The 17,661-nt window shown below is 74.0% G+C and carries 18 protein-coding genes; 4 read left to right on the plus strand and 14 right to left on the minus strand.

All coding sequences use genetic code 11. From position 1 onward, the window contains the following. Positions 1-112: 112 nt before the first annotated feature. Positions 113-1,762, plus strand: coding sequence for a formate--tetrahydrofolate ligase (locus tag MNY62_RS03575; protein ID WP_242342724.1), 1,650 nt, complete (start codon positions 113-115; stop codon positions 1,760-1,762). A gap of 58 nt (positions 1,763-1,820) precedes the next feature. Here MNY62_RS03575 and MNY62_RS03580 read toward each other — a convergent pair whose 3' ends face one another. Next, positions 1,821-2,285 (minus strand): GNAT family N-acetyltransferase, encoded by a 465-nt coding sequence (locus tag MNY62_RS03580; protein ID WP_242342725.1) that lies wholly within the window; start codon positions 2,283-2,285, stop codon positions 1,821-1,823. A gap of 54 nt (positions 2,286-2,339) precedes the next feature. Next, positions 2,340-3,518, minus strand: coding sequence for an aldo/keto reductase (locus MNY62_RS03585; RefSeq protein ID WP_242342726.1), 1,179 nt, complete (start codon positions 3,516-3,518; stop codon positions 2,340-2,342). 370 nt (positions 3,519-3,888) lie between these two features. On the opposite strand from MNY62_RS03585, the gene MNY62_RS03590 reads away from it, so the two are divergent. After that, positions 3,889-5,178 (plus strand): Hsp70 family protein, encoded by a 1,290-nt coding sequence (locus MNY62_RS03590; RefSeq protein WP_242342727.1) that lies wholly within the window; start codon positions 3,889-3,891, stop codon positions 5,176-5,178. A gap of 12 nt (positions 5,179-5,190) precedes the next feature. On the opposite strand, the gene MNY62_RS03595 is transcribed toward MNY62_RS03590, so the two are convergent. Together MNY62_RS03595 and MNY62_RS03600 are read right to left on the minus strand one after the other, a co-directional pair. Then, positions 5,191-5,997, minus strand: coding sequence for an anti-sigma factor family protein (locus MNY62_RS03595; RefSeq protein WP_242342728.1), 807 nt, complete (start codon positions 5,995-5,997; stop codon positions 5,191-5,193). After that, positions 5,994-6,563 (minus strand): sigma-70 family RNA polymerase sigma factor, encoded by a 570-nt coding sequence (locus tag MNY62_RS03600; RefSeq protein WP_242342729.1) that lies wholly within the window; start codon positions 6,561-6,563, stop codon positions 5,994-5,996. The genes MNY62_RS03595 and MNY62_RS03600 overlap by 4 nt, the downstream gene beginning before the upstream one ends. 363 nt (positions 6,564-6,926) lie before the next feature. On the opposite strand from MNY62_RS03600, the gene MNY62_RS03605 reads away from it, so the two are divergent. Both MNY62_RS03605 and MNY62_RS03610 read left to right on the plus strand, forming a co-directional pair. Further along, positions 6,927-7,457: a methanogen output domain 1-containing protein gene (locus MNY62_RS03605; protein ID WP_242342730.1), complete on the plus strand. Its 531-nt coding sequence runs from the start codon at positions 6,927-6,929 to the stop codon at positions 7,455-7,457. A gap of 4 nt (positions 7,458-7,461) precedes the next feature. After that, complete coding sequence (locus tag MNY62_RS03610; protein ID WP_242342731.1) at positions 7,462-8,640, plus strand: sensor histidine kinase; 1,179 nt, start codon at positions 7,462-7,464, stop codon at positions 8,638-8,640. On the opposite strand, the gene MNY62_RS03615 is transcribed toward MNY62_RS03610, so the two are convergent. From MNY62_RS03615 to MNY62_RS03660, 10 genes are all read right to left on the minus strand, one after another. Beyond that, positions 8,641-9,480, minus strand: coding sequence for a metal ABC transporter permease (locus MNY62_RS03615; protein ID WP_242342732.1), 840 nt, complete (start codon positions 9,478-9,480; stop codon positions 8,641-8,643). Further along, positions 9,477-10,256, minus strand: a complete 780-nt coding sequence (locus tag MNY62_RS03620) for a metal ABC transporter ATP-binding protein (RefSeq protein WP_242342733.1) — start codon at positions 10,254-10,256, stop codon at positions 9,477-9,479. The genes MNY62_RS03615 and MNY62_RS03620 overlap by 4 nt, the downstream gene beginning before the upstream one ends. Next, positions 10,253-11,152, minus strand: coding sequence for a metal ABC transporter substrate-binding protein (locus MNY62_RS03625; RefSeq protein WP_242342734.1), 900 nt, complete (start codon positions 11,150-11,152; stop codon positions 10,253-10,255). Before MNY62_RS03625 ends, MNY62_RS03620 begins: the two co-directional genes overlap by 4 nt. Positions 11,153-11,162: 10 nt before the next feature. After that, positions 11,163-12,479 (minus strand): hypothetical protein, encoded by a 1,317-nt coding sequence (locus MNY62_RS03630; RefSeq protein ID WP_242342735.1) that lies wholly within the window; start codon positions 12,477-12,479, stop codon positions 11,163-11,165. 103 nt (positions 12,480-12,582) lie between these two features. Then, the gene (locus MNY62_RS03635) at positions 12,583-12,849 is read right to left on the minus strand and encodes a hypothetical protein (protein WP_242342736.1); all 267 of its coding nucleotides are present in this window, start codon (positions 12,847-12,849) and stop codon (positions 12,583-12,585) included. Between the two features lie 79 nt (positions 12,850-12,928). Then, on the minus strand, positions 12,929-14,101 hold the full coding sequence (locus tag MNY62_RS03640) for a CaiB/BaiF CoA transferase family protein (RefSeq protein WP_242342737.1): 1,173 nt from the start codon (positions 14,099-14,101) through the stop codon (positions 12,929-12,931). A gap of 2 nt (positions 14,102-14,103) precedes the next feature. Beyond that, on the minus strand, positions 14,104-14,439 hold the full coding sequence (locus MNY62_RS03645) for an SCP2 sterol-binding domain-containing protein (protein ID WP_242342738.1): 336 nt from the start codon (positions 14,437-14,439) through the stop codon (positions 14,104-14,106). 98 nt (positions 14,440-14,537) lie between these two features. Continuing rightward, the gene (locus tag MNY62_RS03650; RefSeq protein WP_242342739.1) at positions 14,538-14,915 is read right to left on the minus strand and encodes a response regulator; all 378 of its coding nucleotides are present in this window, start codon (positions 14,913-14,915) and stop codon (positions 14,538-14,540) included. A gap of 96 nt (positions 14,916-15,011) precedes the next feature. Then, complete coding sequence (locus MNY62_RS03655; RefSeq protein WP_242342740.1) at positions 15,012-16,826, minus strand: AMP-dependent synthetase/ligase; 1,815 nt, start codon at positions 16,824-16,826, stop codon at positions 15,012-15,014. 10 nt (positions 16,827-16,836) lie between these two features. After that, positions 16,837-17,595: a tetratricopeptide repeat protein gene (locus tag MNY62_RS03660; RefSeq protein ID WP_242342741.1), complete on the minus strand. Its 759-nt coding sequence runs from the start codon at positions 17,593-17,595 to the stop codon at positions 16,837-16,839. Positions 17,596-17,661 lie beyond the last annotated feature (66 nt).

A 17,661-nucleotide genomic window follows, 5' to 3' on the forward strand; every position in this document is an offset into this window, starting at 1 on the left:
GTAGCGCACGCGCCGGGGCGATGGGCCGGATCCGCGATCGGCGGTACGGTCGGGCCAGGTGGTTCGCGTGCGGGGCGGGGGGGGACGCATGGCCGAGGAGGCGAGCGCGAGGATGGCGACGCCGCGACTCCGGCCGATCGTGGAGCTCGGTGCCGAGCTCGGGCTCGCGCCGGCCGACCTCGAGCCGTACGGACGCGACGTCGCGAAGATCGGCTGGGAGGCGATCGCCCGCGCGCGGGCCCGGCCCCGCGGCTCGCTCGTGCTCGTCACCGCCGTCACGCCGACCGCCGAGGGCGAGGGGAAGACCACGATCGCGATCGGCCTCGTGGACGCGCTGCGCCGCCTCGGGGTCCGCGCGGTGGCGACGCTGCGACAGCCGTCGCTTGGGCCGGTCTTCGGGCGGAAGGGCTGCGGCAGCGGTGGCGGGCGCGCGCAGGTAGTGCCCGCGGAGCGCATGAACCTGCACCTCACCGGCGACTTCCACGCCGTGACCGCGGCGCACGACCTCCTCGCCGCGCTCGTGGACAACCACCTCAACCACGGCAACGCGCTCGGGCTCGAGCCCGGCTCGATCGTCTGGCCGCGGGCGCTCGACGTGAACGACCGGGCGCTGCGCGACGTCGTGGTCGGGCTCGGCGGCCGGGCGAACGGTCCCGTGCGGGAGACCGCCTTCGTGATCACGGCGGCGTCGGAGGTGATGGCGGTGCTCGCGCTGGCCGGGGACGTCGGCGACCTGCGGGGCCGGCTCGGGCGGATCGTGGTCGGCCGCAGGAAGGACGGGAGCCCGGCCACGGCAGAGGATCTCCACGCCACGGGCGCGATGGCCGCCCTCCTCGTCGACGCCATGAAGCCGAACGTGCTGCAGACGCTCGAGGGCACGCCCGTGCTCGTGCACGCCGGTCCCTACGGCAACGTCTCGCAGGGCGCGAGCTCGGTCGTCGCCGATCGTGTCGCGCTGGGCCTCGCCGAGGTCGTGGTGACGGAGGCGGGCTTCGGGGCCGACCTGGGGGCCGAGAAGTTCTTCGACCTGAAGTGCCGGCAGAGCGGGCTCTGGCCCGCGGCGGCGGTGCTGGTGGCCACCGTCCGGGCGCTGAAGCGCCACGGGACCTCGACGCGCGCGCCGGACGAGGAGGACGTCGCGGCGGTGCGCCGAGGCGCCGAGAACCTCGCGCGCCATCTCGACATCCTGCGCGCGTTCGAGGTGCCCGTCGTGGTGGCGGTGAACGTTCACGCGACCGACACCGCGGCGGAGCTCGACGCCGTGTGCGAGGCCGCCAAGGCGGAGGGGGCGGCCGCCGCGGTGGCGGCTCGGCCGTACGCGGAGGGCGGCGCGGGGGCCGTCGATCTCGCGCGGGCGGTGACCGTGACCGTCGCCGCCCGCGAGCGCGAGCAGCCCGTGCTGCTCTACCCGGACGCGTTGCCGCTCGCGGCCAAGATCGAGGCCATCGCGACGCGCGTCTACGGCGCGGCCGCGGTCGAGTACTCACACGCCGCGATGACGCAGATGGACGACGCGGAGCGGCTCGGCTTCGGGCGCCTGCCGGTGTGCGTGGCGAAGACGCACCTGTCGCTGTCGCACGATCCGCTGCTCGGGCCGAGCCCCCGCGGCTTCCGCTTCCCGGTGCGCGAGCTGCGGACCAACGCCGGCGCGGGGTTCGTCACGGCGGTCGCGGGCGACACGCAGCTCATGCCAGGCCTGCCGGCGCGGACGCGCGCGGAGTCGATCGACGTCGACGCGGACGGGCGCATCGTGGGGTTGTGAGCGGCGCCCCGCTCACGAGACCGAGGCCGCGTCGCCGCGCGCTCCCCGCCCGCGCAGCCTAAGGCGTGCCGGCCGCTCCGGGGCCGGTCCGCCTGCGGAGCATTGTCGTCCCGGCCGCCCGGAACCCCAGCCGCTCGTAAAGCCGCCGCGCCCGGGCGTTCTCGGGCGAGACCCCCAGCGCGGTGGCGGCGAACGAGCCGAAGCGCCCGGCGTCGATCGCCCCGAAGAGCGCCGAGCCGAGCCCCTCGCCCCGCCCGTCGGGCCGCACGTACAGCTCGTCCACCTCGCAGACCTCGCCTCCCATCCCGTTCGACCAGAACGGGACGAGGAATGCATAGCCGGCGACGTGGCCGCCCACCTCGGCGACGACCGCTCGCCCCCGGCCCGGCTGGCGCTCGAACGCGGCGAGGGTCTCCCGGACCTGTCCGGCCTCGACCGACGCGAACCCGGGGTCCTCGCGGTACAGGGCGAGGCACATCGACACGATCTCCTCGCCGTCCTCGGGTCTCGCCTGGCGCCACATCGAGGGGCACCTCCTCGCCTCCTGTCTCGGCAACCGCTGGAACGTTACGCGCGATTACTCTGGGTCGGGGTCCGCGACGAGTGCGGGTCGAGCGGGCGCCGGGCGGCGATACCTGGACTGAGCCTCCTCGAGCCGATCGGGGATGGCGATGGACTGAGGGCACATGGCCTCGCAGGCGGCGCAGCGGCTGCACCGATCGGCGCCCCCGCCCGACCTCACGACGAACGTGGAGTAGTGCCAGGCACCCAGCGTCTTCGAGTCGAACATCCGCGCCGCGTTGTACGCGGAGAACGTCCCGGGGATGTCGACTCCGCTCGGGCAGGGCAGGCAGTAACCACAGGCGGTGCAGGGAACGGCCATGCGCGCCCGGTAGAACGCCTTCGCCTCGTCCACCCGGACGAGGTCGTCCGGGCCGAGCGGCGTGGCCGCGCGCGCGGAGGCCACGTTCTCACGGACCTGCTCGACGGAGCCCATCCCCGAGAGGACCGTGACGACGCCCGGGAGGCTCCAGACCCACCGCAGCGCCCAGCTCGCGGCGGACCATCCGCGTCCCGAGCGATCCCAGATCGCCTGGACGGCGGGCGGCACCCTGGCCAGCGAGCCGCCCCGGAGCGGCTCCATCACCACCACGCCGATCTTGCGCTCCGCCGCGTGGTGCAACCCGGCGAGCCCCGCCTGGAAGCGCTCGTCGAGGTAGTTGAGCTGGATCTGGCAGAACGTCCAGTCGTACGCACCCGCGATCTTCTGGAAGTCGTCCAGCGCGCCGTGGAAGGAGAACCCCAGGTGGCCGATGCGCCCGTCGGCGAGCGCGCGCTCGAGGTTCCGGGTCGCGCCGAGCCGCCGCATCGCTGCCCACCGCTCCCCGTTCAGCGCGTGCAGCAGGTAGAAGTCGATCCGATCCGTCTGGAGCCGCTCGAGCTGTGCGTCGAGCAGCCTGTCGAAGTCCCCCTCGACCTCGACCTCCCAGACCGGGCACTTGGTGGCGAGCTGAACCTGCTGACGCCACCCGCCGCGGAGCGCCCTGCCCAGGAAAGGCTCGCTCTGGCCGGCGTGGTAGACCCACGCGGTGTCGAGGTAGTTCACGCCCGCGCGGATGGCCTCGTGGACCATGGCGGTGGCGGTCTCCTCGTCGATGGCAGCGGACTCGCCGCCAATGACCGGCAGGCGCATCGCGCCGAAGCCGAGGCTGGAGATGCGCAGGTCCGGGGACCTTGGAAAGGACCGGTATTGCATGGTGAGCTCCTGCGTGCGCGGCACCGTCCCTCGGGAAGCCGCGAAGGGCAAGCAGCATTCGATCAGCCCGGCGTCCGCCTCGACGTTCCGGTGCAGTCGTGCCTGAACAGCACCGCCCAGCGCCTGGGCGGCGGGCGGCCCACCGCCTCGCGGCCCGAGGCCGGGGAGCATGGACACGCAGCCCGCGAGCGGCTAGAAGCTGACGCCCGCGCCGCCGGGGTGAGTCGAGCGAGCTCGGCCCAGGAGCGCGTCGCGCTCTCGGGCCCGTCGCAGGCCCCGCCGCCCACCACGCGCGGCCGGTCACCCGGTGTGGCCGGCCGCCCATTTCTGGCGACTCCGTCCGCTGACGCGGGGGATCGCAGGGTCTTGCATGTCCGAGCTGCCGACCGTCTACGCGATCGACTTCGGCACGAGCAACTCGCTCCTCGCCGCGGCGAGCCCGGAGCGGGTGTTCGACCCGGTGCCGCTCGATCTCGATGCGTCCGACCCGACGATCCTGCGGAGCATCCTCTGCTTCCCCGACGCGGGCGGCGTGTTCGTGGGCGCCGAGGCCCTTCGCCAGTTCATCGAGCACGGGGCGGAAGCCCGCCTGCTGCGCTCCATCAAGCACCACCTCGGCTCGCGGTCCTTCCGCGGGACGATCATCCGCGGGCGTCTGGTCTCCGCGGAGGAGCTGGTCGCCTCTCTGCTGCGCCACATGCGCCTCCGCGCCGACGCGCACTTCGGGACGGAGGTCCGGCGCGCGCTCCTGGGCCGGCCGGTCCACTTCGACGGGGAGGACGACGCCTTCGCCGAGGGCCGGCTCCGCAAGGCGGCGGAGCTCGCGGGGTTCGAGGAGGTCCACTTCCTCCCCGAGCCGGTCGCGGCCGCGCGCGCGTTCGGCGCCGCGGCCGAGCGCGAGGAGCTGGCGCTGATCGGCGACTTCGGCGGTGGCACCTCCGACTTCACGGTGCTCCGCATCGGCGCCGCCAGGGCGCTCGAGCGCGGCGACGTGCTCGCCGTGGGCGGCGTGGCGGTCGCCGGCGACGCGCTCGACGCCTCGCTCATGCGCTCGCAGGTGAGCCGGCACTTCGGCGCCGAGGTCCAGTACCGGGCGCCCTTCGGGGCCAACGTCCTGCGGATGCCCCAGGGGATCGTGCAGCACCTCTGCTCGCCCGCGCACCTGTCGATCCTTCAGCGGCGCGACATCGCGAGCTTCCTCGCCGACGTGCGGCGGTGGGCGCTCTCCGAGGAGGATCGCCGCCGGATGGATCAGCTCAAGACCCTCGTGGAGGACACGCAGGGCTTTCAGCTTTTCGAGGCCATCGAGCGCGCGAAGCGCGTGCTCTCGACGAGGAAGGGCTCGGAGATCGTCTTCTCCTATCCCGGCATCGAGGTGCACGAGCCCGTCACGCGTGCGGGCTTCGAGGACGCGAGCCGCCGCGAGGTGGACGCCATCCTGGGCTGCCTCGACGAGACCGTGCGCGCGGCCGGCGTGGAGCCCGCCGACATCGGCGTCGTCTGCTGCACCGGAGGCACCGCGAAGGTCCCGCGGATCGCGGCCGAGATCCGGCGCCGGCTGCCGGCGGCGCGCATGGAGCAGTTCAAGGGGTTCCACTCGGTCGTGGAGGGGCTCGCGCGGGAGGCGCGGGAGGTCGCGCGCGGCCGGTCACTCCGTTGACTCGAAGCGCGCTCAGGGTCCGGGCGCGTGCACCGTCGCCGCCGCGAACCGCGCGGCGATGCCGCGAAGCTCCTCCTCGTTCACGTCGGAGACGAGCGCATACGCGAGGCCCCCGTCGCGCCAGAGCACCACGTTGAAGCCCCGCGCCGACACCTCACGGCCGCGCGCCGGCCCGAGCTGCCGAGCGCCCGTGTCCGGCCAGGGGAGCCCCTCGGGGCGGAAGACGAGCAGCGTCACGGCGTGGAGGCGCAGCGCATAGACGATCACCGCCGCCTTCCGATCGAAGACGTAGCCGACCGACCCACCTCGCAGCCGGAGCTCGCTCCCCTCCGGCGCCGGGACGACCGGCGCGAAGTCGAGCTTCCCCTCGAACCAAGGCTTCACCTGGTGCGTCCCACCGCTCTCGATCTCGACCGGGTGCTCGCTCGCGAGCACGCGCAGGTGATCGTTCACGACCTCCGAGGTCAGGGTGGCGAGCTCGCTGCGCTGGCTCGAGCTCCGAGACAGGAGCACGCCGCCTGCGAGGAGCAGGAGTCCCGCCGCCATCGCCGGGGCGATGACGCGCGTCCATCGCCCCGGCTCGACGCGCGCCGACGCCGGTCGTCCCACGAGCAACCCGAGGCGTCGCTTGAAGGCGTTCGGCGCCGCGTAGCGCGGCAGCCGCTGCTCGAGCAGCTCGTCCAGGACGTGCTCCGCCCGCTCGGCGCTGCTGCAGGCCGCGCAGCCCTCGAGGTGAGCGCCGACGTCCCCGTTGAGCGCTGGATCGAGCCGGCGCTTGACGAAGTCGTGCAGGTGGATCTGGACGTCTTCGCAGTTCATGAAGGGTCCCGTGCTGCGTAGTCGGCGAGCTTCAGCCTGAGCGCCGCGCGCGCTCTGTTCAGCCGGGACTTGACCGTCCCGACTGCGCAGCCGACCACCATGGCCGTCTCGCTCTCCGTGAGGCCCTCGGCGTCGAGGAGGATCACCGTGCGCGCGTCGTCCGAGAGCGTTCGGAGCGCCGCCTCCAGCTCGCTGGAGAGGACGCGGCGCAACTGCTCCGCCTCGAGCTCACCGCGCGACGAGCCTTCGACGGCCGCCTCCTCCGGCGACTGCTCGGTCGTGTCGTAGGGCGCGGGTGCGGGGTGACGCAGCGCGTGGCGGTAACGGCTGATGAAGGCGTTGCGGAGGATCCGGAAGAGCCACGCCTTGACGTTCGTCCCCGGCGCGAGCTCGCTCCAGGCGCGCAGCGCGCGCACGTAGGTCTCCTGGACCAGGTCCTCGGCCTCGCCCGCGTCGTGGGTGAGATAGCGGGCGAGGTTGTACAAGGCGTCGGCGTGAGCCAGCGTGTCCTCGGCGCGCTGCGGCGCGTGCGCGCGGCTCCACCGCTCGAGCGGCATCGGCGTCATGTCTAGCGAGGAGACCTCTCCGCTCATCCTCGAACCGGCAGTGCGCCCCGCCAGGGAATTTCGTGGCGGCGCCTCACACTCCGCTCAACGTCGCTCCCACCAGGACCGTTCCCCCGGGACGGCGACGGGACCGAGCCCGCGAAGTGGAACGGTCCCCCGGTCACCTGGCGTTTGCCGCGGTGAACGCTGGCCACTCGCCACGAGGACGTCCCCGCCTGGGCCCCGGCGCTGCGCTCCTTCGGCGCCAGAGCGCGGCCAGACGGGTCGCCCCGACCGGTCGGCCCACTGCCCGTCCGATCCTCCACCGGGGGCAGACCTCTCAAGGGATCGGCCTGGGCCCCCGCCGGTGCGCATGGGAGCCCGGTGGCCGCACCCGATCACCGTGACCCGCGCGAAGCGGACGTCCACCTCGAGCGCGACGTCTTCCTGCGAACGCTCCTCCACCACCTCGCCGGCGCGCTCGAGGAGGTGGTCGGCGTGCGCGACGCGTCGGGGTTCGTCTCCATCGTCGGCCAGCGCATGGGCGACGAGCTGGGAGCGGAGTACAGGCGAGCGCTCGGGGTCGAGCAGCTCCCGCCCGAGCAGCTCGGCGCGGTCCTCGTCGATCTGAAGCGCCGCATCGGCGGCGAGTTCCGGGTCATCGAGCAGACGGAGGACCGGATCGTCTTCGCCGCCCGCTCCTGCCCGTTCGGCGACAAGGTCGTGGGCCGCCCCTCGCTCTGCATGATGACCTCCAACGTCTTCGGCTCCATCGCCGCCGACTCGACCGGGTTCGCCAAGGTGGGCCTCGAGCAGGCGATCGCTCGGGGAGACGCCGGCTGCCGAGTGGTCGTGTATCTCCGTCCCTCCGAGCGCGCGGCTGCCGCCACCGGACGCGAGTATGTGAGGGGGTGACCGCTTGCTGGCTGCGTTCCGCGCCATCGCCCAGCTCCTGCCCGACGCGCTCCTGCTCGTCTCGCGCTCCGGAGCGGTCGTGGTCGCGAACGACGCGGCGGGCGAGCGGCTCGGAGTACCGGTGACGGCGGTCGAGGGGCGCGCGCTCGTGGAGCTCACCGGCGACCCGGCGCTCGCCGAGTTCGTCTCTCGCTGCCTCCGCTCGACCGGACCGCTCCCTGGCGCGTTCACGCTCGCCGGGCGCGGCGAGCGGGTGCGCTGCGAGGGGGCGCGCCTGTCGGGCCCGGACGCGCTCCTCGTGCTCCGCCTGGTCGCGCCGGAGCAGCACGGACACTTCGCCCTCCTCTCGGAGAAGGTCGACGCGCTGAACCGCGAGGCGCTCCACCGCCGCACGGCCGAGGCGCAGCGCGAGCGGCTCATCGCCGAGCTGAACCGCGCGGTCCGGCTCTCGGAGACGTTCGTCGCCGTGCTCGGCCACGATCTGCGCAACCCCCTCGGCGCGGTCGTCGCCGGGGCGACCCTCGCGCTCCGGCGGACCGAGGACCCGAAGGTGCGCGGCCACCTCGAGCGCGTGCTCCGCAGCGCCCGCCGCATGGCGCGCATGGTCGAGCAGCTCCTCGACGTCTCGCGCGTCCGGCTCGGCCGGGGAATCCCGCTCACGCGCGCCGAGATCGATCTCTCCGAGCTCGTCCGGCAGGCCGCGGCCGAGACCGAGCCCTCGCACCGGCAGCACCGCTTCGATCTCCGGCTCCCCGCGCGCTGCGAGGGGGAGTGGGATCGCGATCGGCTCGCTCAGGTCCTCTCGAACCTGCTCGCCAACGCGTGCGAGCACTCGGAGGCGGGCTCGGTCGTGACGGTCACGCTGCGCGACGCCCCGGCGCAGGCGTCGGTCTCGGTCCACAACCCGGGACCCGCGATCCCGCCCGAGCTCCTCCCCTCCGTCTTCGACGCGTTCGCGAGCGGCGCGGAGGGCCGCGGCCTCGGCCTCGGACTCCACATCGCGCGCGAGATCGCGCAGGCGCACGGCGGCGACGTCGCGGTCGAGTCCGCGCCGGAGCGCGGCACGACCTTCACGGTCACCCTGCCCCGCCGCGCCGCCGGCGCGGCGGCGCGCACGATGACGCCGCTGCCCCAGCTCCTCGACGCCGCGCCCACGCCTGGACGCGCCGGCGGGACCCGCTGATCAACCCGCGAGCCGTCGCAGCGCCGCCGGCGCCGCGAGGAGCGCGGCGAGCGCGACCATCGTCGCGCCGGTGGGGATCTCCCAGAGCCACGAGAGCACGTACCCGCCCGCCGCCGCGACGACGCCGAGCGCCGCCGCGAGCGGGAACGCGAGCCGGAAGCGCACGCCGAGGAGCAGCGCCCCCGCGGCGGGCAGCGTGAGGAACGCGAAGACCGGCAGCGCCCCGAGCGCCCGGGCGGTGACGGGGATGGCGAGGCCGATGGTGAGGAACAGCACCGAGTCCCACAGCTGCACCCGCATCCCGACCGCCTGGGCCGTCTCCGCGTCGAACGACGTGAACGCGAGCTCCTTCGCGAAGAGCCCGTGGACCACCGCGCAGAGCACGGCCACCGCCGCGATGACCGCGAGATCGCTCGCCGGCACCGCCACCGCGTTGCCGAAGACCATGCCGCCGAGGTCGTGCGCGGCATGCACGAGGCGGCTCGCGCCCAGGACCACGAGCGCGGACGAGACCACCCACGCCGTGCCGACGGTCGCCTCGGCGGGGAGCCGCCGCGGCCGCAGGGCCCCCAGGATGAGCGCGCCCACCACCGAGAACGCGATCGCCACGAGGAGCTGCTCGGAGGCGTGCTCGGTCTCGATGTGGAGCCGCTCCTCTGCGAGGAGCGTCGCGACGAGCCCCAGCGTGGAGAGCTGGGTGAGCGCCGCGGACACGAACACCGTGCGCCGGAGCACCACGAAGACGCCGAGCGCACCGAGGAGCGCGCCGGCGATGACGGACGCCGCGAGGGGGACCTGCCAGATCTCGCGCGCGGCGAGGAAGTCCTGGAGCGCGCTCACCGGAGCTCCTCTCCGTTCCCGTTCGAGGGCAGCGGGTACACGAGCCGCCGCCCCGCCTCCTCGCGCACCGCCACCGCGCGGCCGTAGAGCGCGCCGAGCGCGTCGGGGCGGAGCATCGCGTCGAGGCTCCCCACCCGGAAGAGCGCGCGGTCCTTGTCCACGAAGGCGAGCGCACGGGCGTAGTTCGCCACCGCCTCGAGGCGGTGCGACACCATCACGATCGCGAGATCGCCGTTCCGCTGCAGGTCGCGGAGCAGGTCCATGAGCCCGAGCTCGGCGGCGGGGTCCATGCCGCTCGTCGGCTCGTCGAGCGCGAGGAGCTCCGGATCGGCGACGAGCGCGCGCGCGATGAGCGTGCGCTGGCGCTGTCCGCCGGAGAGCTCGCCGAAGCGCTTCTCCGCGAGGTGCTCCACGCCCACCCGGGCGAGCGCGCGCCCCGCCTCGGCGCGATCGGCGCGGCCCGGCCGGCGCCACGGTCCGAGGCCGGGCACGCGGCCCATGAGCGTCACCTCGCCGGCGGTGAACGGCCAGATGGTGTCCACGTGCTCGCGCTGCGGCACGTAGCCGACGCGCAGCCCCTCGCGCCGCACGACGCGCCCCGCCACCGGGGCGTGGGCGCCGAGCAGGGTCCGGAGGAGCGTCGTCTTGCCGCCGCCGTTCGGGCCGACCACCGCGAGGAACTCGCCCGGCGCGACGGCGAGGTCGAGCCCCTCGAGGAGCGGCCGGCGACCGTACCCGATCGCCGCGCCCTCGAGCCGCACGAGCGCGCCGCTCATCGCGCCGCCCCGGCGACGCGCGCGACGAGCACGTCCACGTACCGCTCGTAGCCGTCGACGCCGGGCTCACCGCCGACGTCGCCGGGGATCTGCACCACCTGGGCGCCGGAGTGCTTCGCCACGACGTCCGCCGACCTGCGGTCGTAGTAGTTCTCGAGCACGATCGCCTTCACGCCCTCGCGCTTCGCGAGGACGACGAGCTCGGCGAGGTGCGCGGGCGGCGGCGGCACGCCGGGCCGCGGCTCGAGCTCGCCCGCGCTCTCGAGTCCGGTCCACTCGAGGAAGTACGGCAACGTCCGGTGCTGGGTGATGATCTTCCTCCCCTTCGCGGGCGCGAGCGCCGCCTGCCAGCGCGGGATCGCCGCCTCGATCCGGCCGCGGAAGGCGGCGAGGTTCTTCTGGTAGCGATCGGCGCCGCCGGGATCGATCGCGGCGAGCCGCCCGGCGATCGCCTCGGCGACCTTCAGCGCGCGGCGCGGATCGGTGAGGAAGTGGGGGTTGCCGCCGGGGTGGAGGTCGCCGCGGCTGCGGTCCACGACCCCGGTCGGCACGTCCAGCACCTGGATGACGCTCGCGGCCGTCAGGCGCCGCGGCCCGCCGGGCTGGATCTGGGCGTTCCTGGACTGGGTGACGAGCGGCGGCAGCCAGCCGATCTCGAGGTCGAGCCCGACGTCCACGAGGAGATCGGCGTTCCGGAGCTTCACCGCGAGGATCGGGTTCGCGTCCACGAAGTGTGGGTCCTGCACGCCGCGCGAGAGGCTCTCGACGCGGACGCGATCACCGCCGACCTCGCGCGCGAGCGCGGCGAGCCCCTCGGTGGTGGTGACGACCTTGGGCTCGGCGGCGGCGAGCGCGGGGAGGAGCAGGGCGAGCGAGGCGAGCAGCGAGGTGCGCATGGTGGATCTCCTAGAAGGGGTGCGCGCCATGCGCGCCGATGCCGAACTCGAGCTGGAGCAGCGTCTCGAGGCCGTCCTGTCCGCCGGGCCGCCGGTCGTACGCGACCTGCAGCCGGATCCGCTGGAACTCCGAGGGGAGCCAGGCGGCGAGCGCCGCGACGCGCTGCTCGGTACCAGCCTCCGCCTCACCGGCCGACGGCGCCCACTCGTAGCGCGCGCCGTAGCCGAAGTAGCTCCCCTGTCGCCAGAACGCCTGCGCCCAGCCGCCGGTGTCGGTGCCGCGCGGCGCGTCCGGCACGCCGCGGAAGCGCCGCGCGTAGAGCTCGCCGGAGAGCGCGAGGTAGGAGCGGCTCTCGAGCGGGCGGAAGCGCAGGTACAGGTCCACGCCGCCGAGGTCGCGGAACGCGCCGCCGCCCGGCTCGTCGCGGCGCGCCGCGGAGAGCCCCACGCCGAGCGTCGTCGTCCCGGTGAACGGGAAGAACTGCTCGAGGCGTGCGACGCCGGTGAGCGCCGCGACGTCCCCCTCGCCGGGCGCGGTGCTCTGGGCGGCGAGGTGGAGCGTCGCGAACCACGGCAGGGGCGCGAGCCAGCTCGCGTCCACGCCCGGGCCCGAGAGGACCTCGTCGGCGAGGAGCCGCCCGCGTGCCAGGGGCGCGTCCACGAACTCCCAGACGTGCGGGTGCTGCGCGTTCTGGCGGCCGAAGGGGCTGAAGAGCTTGCCCGCGCGGAGCTGCAGGCCCGCAGGGAGCGAGAGCGTCGTGAGGTACGCCTCCTCGACGTCGGCGCCGCTCGGCGTGAACGAGATGAAGGCGTCCGCGCGCGCGTAGGGATCGACGACGGCCTGGAGCCCGAGCTCGAGCTCCTCGAACAGGAACGCCGGCTTGTCCGCCGGGCCGAAGGGGCCCGTGCGCGGCGAGAGCTTGCCGATGTCGTAGGTCCCGAACGCGGCCGCGCCGCTGCCGATGGCGCTCACGTCCGGAAGGAGCAGCACGCGCGCGTAGCGGGCCGCGTCGGACGGCGCGGCGCCGCCCGTGGCCGGGACGGCCGCCCCGCCCTGGCCGGCGGCCTCCCCGGCGCCGGCCGCCGGCCGCGCGCCCTTCGCAGGCGCAGCGCCCAGCTCGCGCGCGATGTCCTCCTCGAGCTTCTTCTTCTCGGCGTCGGACTGTCCCGCGGGCGCTGCCGTATCGGCGCCCTTCGGCGGGGGCTCCTGCTGCCGCGCCTCGTCGCTCGCTGCGCCGGGCGGAGCCGCCGGCGCCTCCTGCGCGCCGCCGAACGCCGGCAGCGCGAGGACAGCGGCGAGCACGCTCGCCGCGATCGTCGTTCTCATGTCGTCCTGCTCCCGGGCGCGCACGAGGCGCTCCCTGGCTCGTCGTCACGGCGTGCGTCGCACCCCTGGTGAATGAGAGCGACGCGGCTCGAAAGGCAAGCGGCTACGCGGGGACGGGAGGGGACTGACCGGGGACCGCGCCGAGCGGAGCGCCCGCCACGGGAGGGAGCCCCGGCGAGAGGACCACCTCGCCCGTGACGAGGGGCGAGGGCGTGAGCTCGGGGGTGGCGCGGGTCGCGACCTCGCCGATGCGCGAGACGCACACCGCGCACGGGTGCCCGCTGCTGCCGGGGTCCTCGAGGTGCACGTGCGGCGCCACGGCCGTGAGCGCCAGGTACGCGGCGAGGGCGGTGGCGACGAGCGCGCGCATCGGCGGGGGAGGATTGTCGGGCGGCAGGGGTGCTGTCAAGCCAATCGCCCGGACGCCCGGACGGGCCGCGCGCGCGACTTCACGAACCGAGAATGCCCGCACCCCGCAGGGCCGCGACGTCCACGTCGGAGAAGCCGGCCTCGCGCAGCACCGCCTCGCCGTGCTCGCCCAGGCGCGGCGCGGGCCGGCGCGGGGCCTCCTCGCCGCGGAGCCGCACGGGGGTCGCGATCCCGGGGATCCCCCTGCCCTCCCACGGCGTCGCCACCTCGATGAACGCGCCGCGCGCCGCGAGGTGCGGATCCGAGCGCGGCTCGTCGCCCTCGAGCACCGGCGCGAGGCACACGTCATGCGCGGCCGCGAAGTCGGCCCACTCGTCGCGCGTCCGCGCCGCGAAGATCGCCTCGAGCTCCGCGCGCGGCCCCGCGCCGCCGTGCTCGAGCTGCCGCGGCGCGAGCTCCGGCCGCCCGACCGCCTCGCACAGCGCGGAGAAGAACTTGGGCTCGAGCGCGCCGAGCGCGACGAAGCGCCCGTCCTTCGTGCGGTACACGCCGTACGAGGCCGCCCCGCCGGAGAGCAGCTCCCGCCCGCGAACGCTCGGCGCGCCGCGCGCCCAGGCCATCGCGAACGGGAGCGTCATGAGCGCGAGCGCGCCCTCCACCATCGACACGTCGACGTGGGCGCCCTCCCCGGTCGTCGCGCGCCGCACGAGCGCCGCGAGGACACCGGCCACAGCGGGCCAGGCGCCGCCCGCCAGATCCGCAACCTGCACGCCCGGGACGGCGGGCCGCTCGGGCTCGCCGTTGAGGCCGAGCACCCCCGCGATCGCGCAGTAATCCACGTCGTGCCCGGCGCGCGAGGCGTAGGGACCGTCCTGGCCGTAGCCGGTGATCGAGCAGAGCACGAGGCGCGGGCTCGCGGCGTGGAGCGCGGCCCAGCCGAGTCCCATCCGGTCGAGGACGCCGGGGCGGTACGACTCGACGACGACGTCGGCGCGGGCTGCGAGCCGCAGGAACGCGGCCACGCCCTCCGGGCGGCGCAGGTCGAGCGCGAGCGAGCGCTTGTTGCGGTTGAGCGCGTGGAACGCGCCGGACGCCTCGCCGGCGAGCGGCGGGAGCGAGCGCAGCGCGTCCCCGCCCTGCGGCTCCTCGATCTTCACCACGTCGGCGCCGAGATCCGCGAGGACGAGCGTCGCGAACGGCCCCGGGAGCAGCCGGGACAGATCGAGAACGCGGAGTCCCTCGAGTGGCAGCACCGCTACAGGATCTGCTGGAGCTTCATGGCGAGGCCCATGTCGCCCTGGATCTTGAGCTTGCCGGACATGAAGGCCATCTGCGCGTTGAGCTTGCCGTTCACGATGTTCAGGAAGTCGGCGTCGGTCGCGGCCACCGTGCACTTCGCGTTCGGCGCGTGCCCCTCGGCGATCCGGCCGCCCGGCGTCGTGCAGTCCACGGTCCAGACGCCGCCGCCCGGGCCGGAGATGTTGAACTGGTAGACGGCGCTGATCTTCTGGACCACGTCCGGCTTCGCCTGGAAGCGCCCGGGGATGTGGCGCTCGAAGACGTCCTTCACGCTCGTCACTTGCTCGGCCATCGGGCGAAGCCTCCTGGGCGCGCACCGATTCGGAAATCGCGCGGCGTCGAAGATACGTATTGGCCCGCAGAGGGGCTGTCAAGCGAGCGCTGCGAGCATCACGGGCGGGCGCGCAGCACCTCGGCGACCGCGGACGTGAGCGCGTCGGGATCGACGGGCTTGATGAGCACCGCGTCGACCTCGCGGCCGCGCGCCCTCGCGATGTCGTCGCGCTCCGCCCACCCTGTGACGATGACGACCGGCACCGTCGGGGCGATGGCCTTCGCGGCCTTCGCCATCTCGAGCCCGCCCATGCCGGGCATGCCGACGTCCGTGACGACGACGTCGATCGAATGCTCGGAGAGCGTCTTCAGCCCCTCCTGCCCGCTCGCGGCCGACAGCACCGCGTAGCCGGACGCCTCGAGGACCTCGGCCATCAGCTCCCGGTTGTCGTCGTCGTCCTCGACGAGGAGGACTCGAAGGCCGCTCTGGTCCACCTGGCCCCCTTGGGTTGGCTCGGCCCCGACCTGGTGCCGGCGACAGTAGAGCAATGCTCCCCCCGAGCGCGAGCGCCCGTGGGGGGAGCCCCCCGGCTACTCCACGTAGAACGAGTCGAGGAGGTCCTTGTAGTTCTGGGTGACGACCTTGCGCTTGACCTTGAGCGTGGGCGTCAGCTCCCCCGACTCCTGCGTGAAGTCCCGCGGCACGATCGCGAACTTCTTGATGGTCGAGTAGCTCGCCTGCTTCGCGTTGAGCGCGTCGATGGCCTTCTGGACGTGGGCGCGCACGCGCGGGTCCTCGTGGAGCGCCGCGCCCGCGGGGACGCCCGCGTCCGCCGCCCACTTGCGCGCGTTCTCCTCGTTGAGCGTGACGAGCGCCGACAGGAACTTGCGCTTGTCGCCGTGCACCATCACCTGCGAGACGAGCGGCTCGGTCTTGAGCTCGTTCTCGAGGTTCTGCGGCGCGACGTTCTTTCCGCCCGCGGTGACGATGATGTCCTTCTTGCGGTCGGTGATCCGGAGGTGCCCCGCCTCGTCGAGGTAGCCGATGTCGCCCGTGTACAGCCAGCCGTCCCGCAGCACCTCCGCGGTCGCCGCCGGGGCGTTGTAGTACTCCTTCATCACGCCGCCGCCCCTCACGAGGACCTCGCCGTCGTCCGCGATCCGCACCTCGGTCCCCGGCACCGGCGGGCCGACCGTGCCGATCCGGTTCTGGCCCGGCCGGTTCACGAACGTCCCGGCGGAGGACTCGGTCAGGCCGTAGCCCTCGAGGATGCTGAACCCGAGCACGCCGAAGAAGTGGGCGATCTTCGGCGAGAGCGGCGCGCCGCCGGACACGAAGAGCCGCATGCGCCCGCCGAACCGCTCGGCGAGCGCGTGGGTGAGCTTCGGGAACACCAGCTTCTTGCCGACGAGGAAGCCGAAGGACGAGTAGCTCTTCCCCTGATCGGCCGCGGTCGCGTACTGGTCGAAGCTCTCCATGGCGAGCTGGAAGAGCTTGCCCTTCAGGCCCGGCGTCGCGAGGCCCTTCGACACGACCGTGTTGTAGGCCTTCTCGAAGATGCGCGGCACGGACGGCATCACCGTCGGCCGCACCTCGGAGGCGTTGTCGAGGATCTTCTCGAGCGACTCGACGAACGCGCAGGTCGCGCCGGTGGCGAACCAGACCGCCTCGATGACCTTCGCGAACGAGTGGGCCATCGGCAGGAACATGAGGACGAGGTCGTCCGGACCGATCAGCCGGATCTGCTCGACCGCGTACCCCTCGTAGACCCAGTTACCGTGGGTGAGGACGACGCCCTTGGGGTTGCCCGTCGTGCCGGAGGTGTAGATGAAGCTCGCCGGGGCGTCGGGGCCGATCGCGGCGAGGCGGGCCGCGTGCGCGTCGGGGTTCGCCCGCCGCCACTCCTCGCCCATCCGCTCCAGGTCCGCGAGCGTGCGCTCGAACGGCCCCGCCGCCGGCCCGGTCGCGCGGATGATCGCCTCGAGCGCGGGGAGCTTGTCCCGCACGTCGCGGATCTTCGCGACCTGCACGTCGGTGTCGCAGAAGACGAACCGCGCCCCGGAGTCGGCCAGGATGTACTGGCACTCGGCGGCCTTGTTCGACTGGTAGATCGTGACCGTGATCCCCGCCGCGCCGAGGACGCCGAGGTCGGCGAGGATCCACTCGATGTTGGTCTCGCCGATGATCGCCACGCGATCGCCGGGCCGGAGCCCGATCGCCGCGAGCCCGTCGGCGACGTCGCGCGCGCGCCGGGCGAGGTCGGCCCAGGAGACGTCCTGCCAGCGCCCCTCGCGCTTCATCTTCACGGCGGTGCGCTCGGCGCGCGCCGTCGCCTGCCCCTCGAACAACGCGACCAGGTTCCGCGCGGCGGGCGATCTCGTGTTCAGCTCGGCCTCGGCGATCATCGCGTTCTCCTCAGTCGGCGAGCTTGCGGCGGGCGATCTCCTGCCAGCGCCGCTCCTCGGCCTCGTCATAGCGTCCGGGCGTGGCCGCGGCAGCCTTCTCGAGCTGCTCGCGCGCCTCCCGGTGCCGCCCCTGCTTGCGGTAGGTGTCGGCGAGGTAGACGCGCGCCCGCACGTTGTCCGGGTTCTTCCCGAGCGCGTCCTTGAGCGCCCGCTCCGACTTGCGCGCGTCGTACTTGGGCCAGGGCAGCTCGAACCAGAAGCGCCCCCAGGCGGTCTGGATCGCGCCGCTCTCGAAGTTCGGGTCGATCTTCTCTGCGTGCGAGAGCCGGTCCTTGAACTTCCCCTCGAGGCCCTCGCGCAGCGCGCGCAGGATCCCGAGCCCGAGGGCGTACTGGCCCATGCCCGCCGCCGCGTAGTCCCAGCCCTCGACCCGCGCCGCGTTCGCCTGGATCGCCCGCTCACCGTAGTCCCAGGCGCGCTTGCCGATCCGCGTCTGCTCGGCCTTGGGCAGCGCCGGGTCGTCCGCGAGCCAGACGTCGAGGCGCGCACGACGCCAGAGCACCTCGTAGTCGCCAGGCGCGAGCCGCTCGGCCTCGTCGAGGGCGGCGCCGACGGTCGCGAGCTGGGCGGGATCGGCCCGTCGGACGTAGGCGGCGTCGGCGCGCGCGATCAGCGACGCGAGGGAATGACGCGCCGCGTCAGGCGCCGATCCGGTCTGACCTGGCGAGGCGAGCGCGATCGCGAGCCCGAGCGCGAGGGCGGAGAGCATGAACGTGTTGTTGCACACCCGCGCCCGCCCGCGCAGGCTCCGGACGGAGGTCGTTCACGATCCGTC

It is taken from the genome of Anaeromyxobacter terrae (assembly GCF_022690685.1).
GTDB lineage: Bacteria > Myxococcota > Myxococcia > Myxococcales > Anaeromyxobacteraceae > Anaeromyxobacter > Anaeromyxobacter terrae.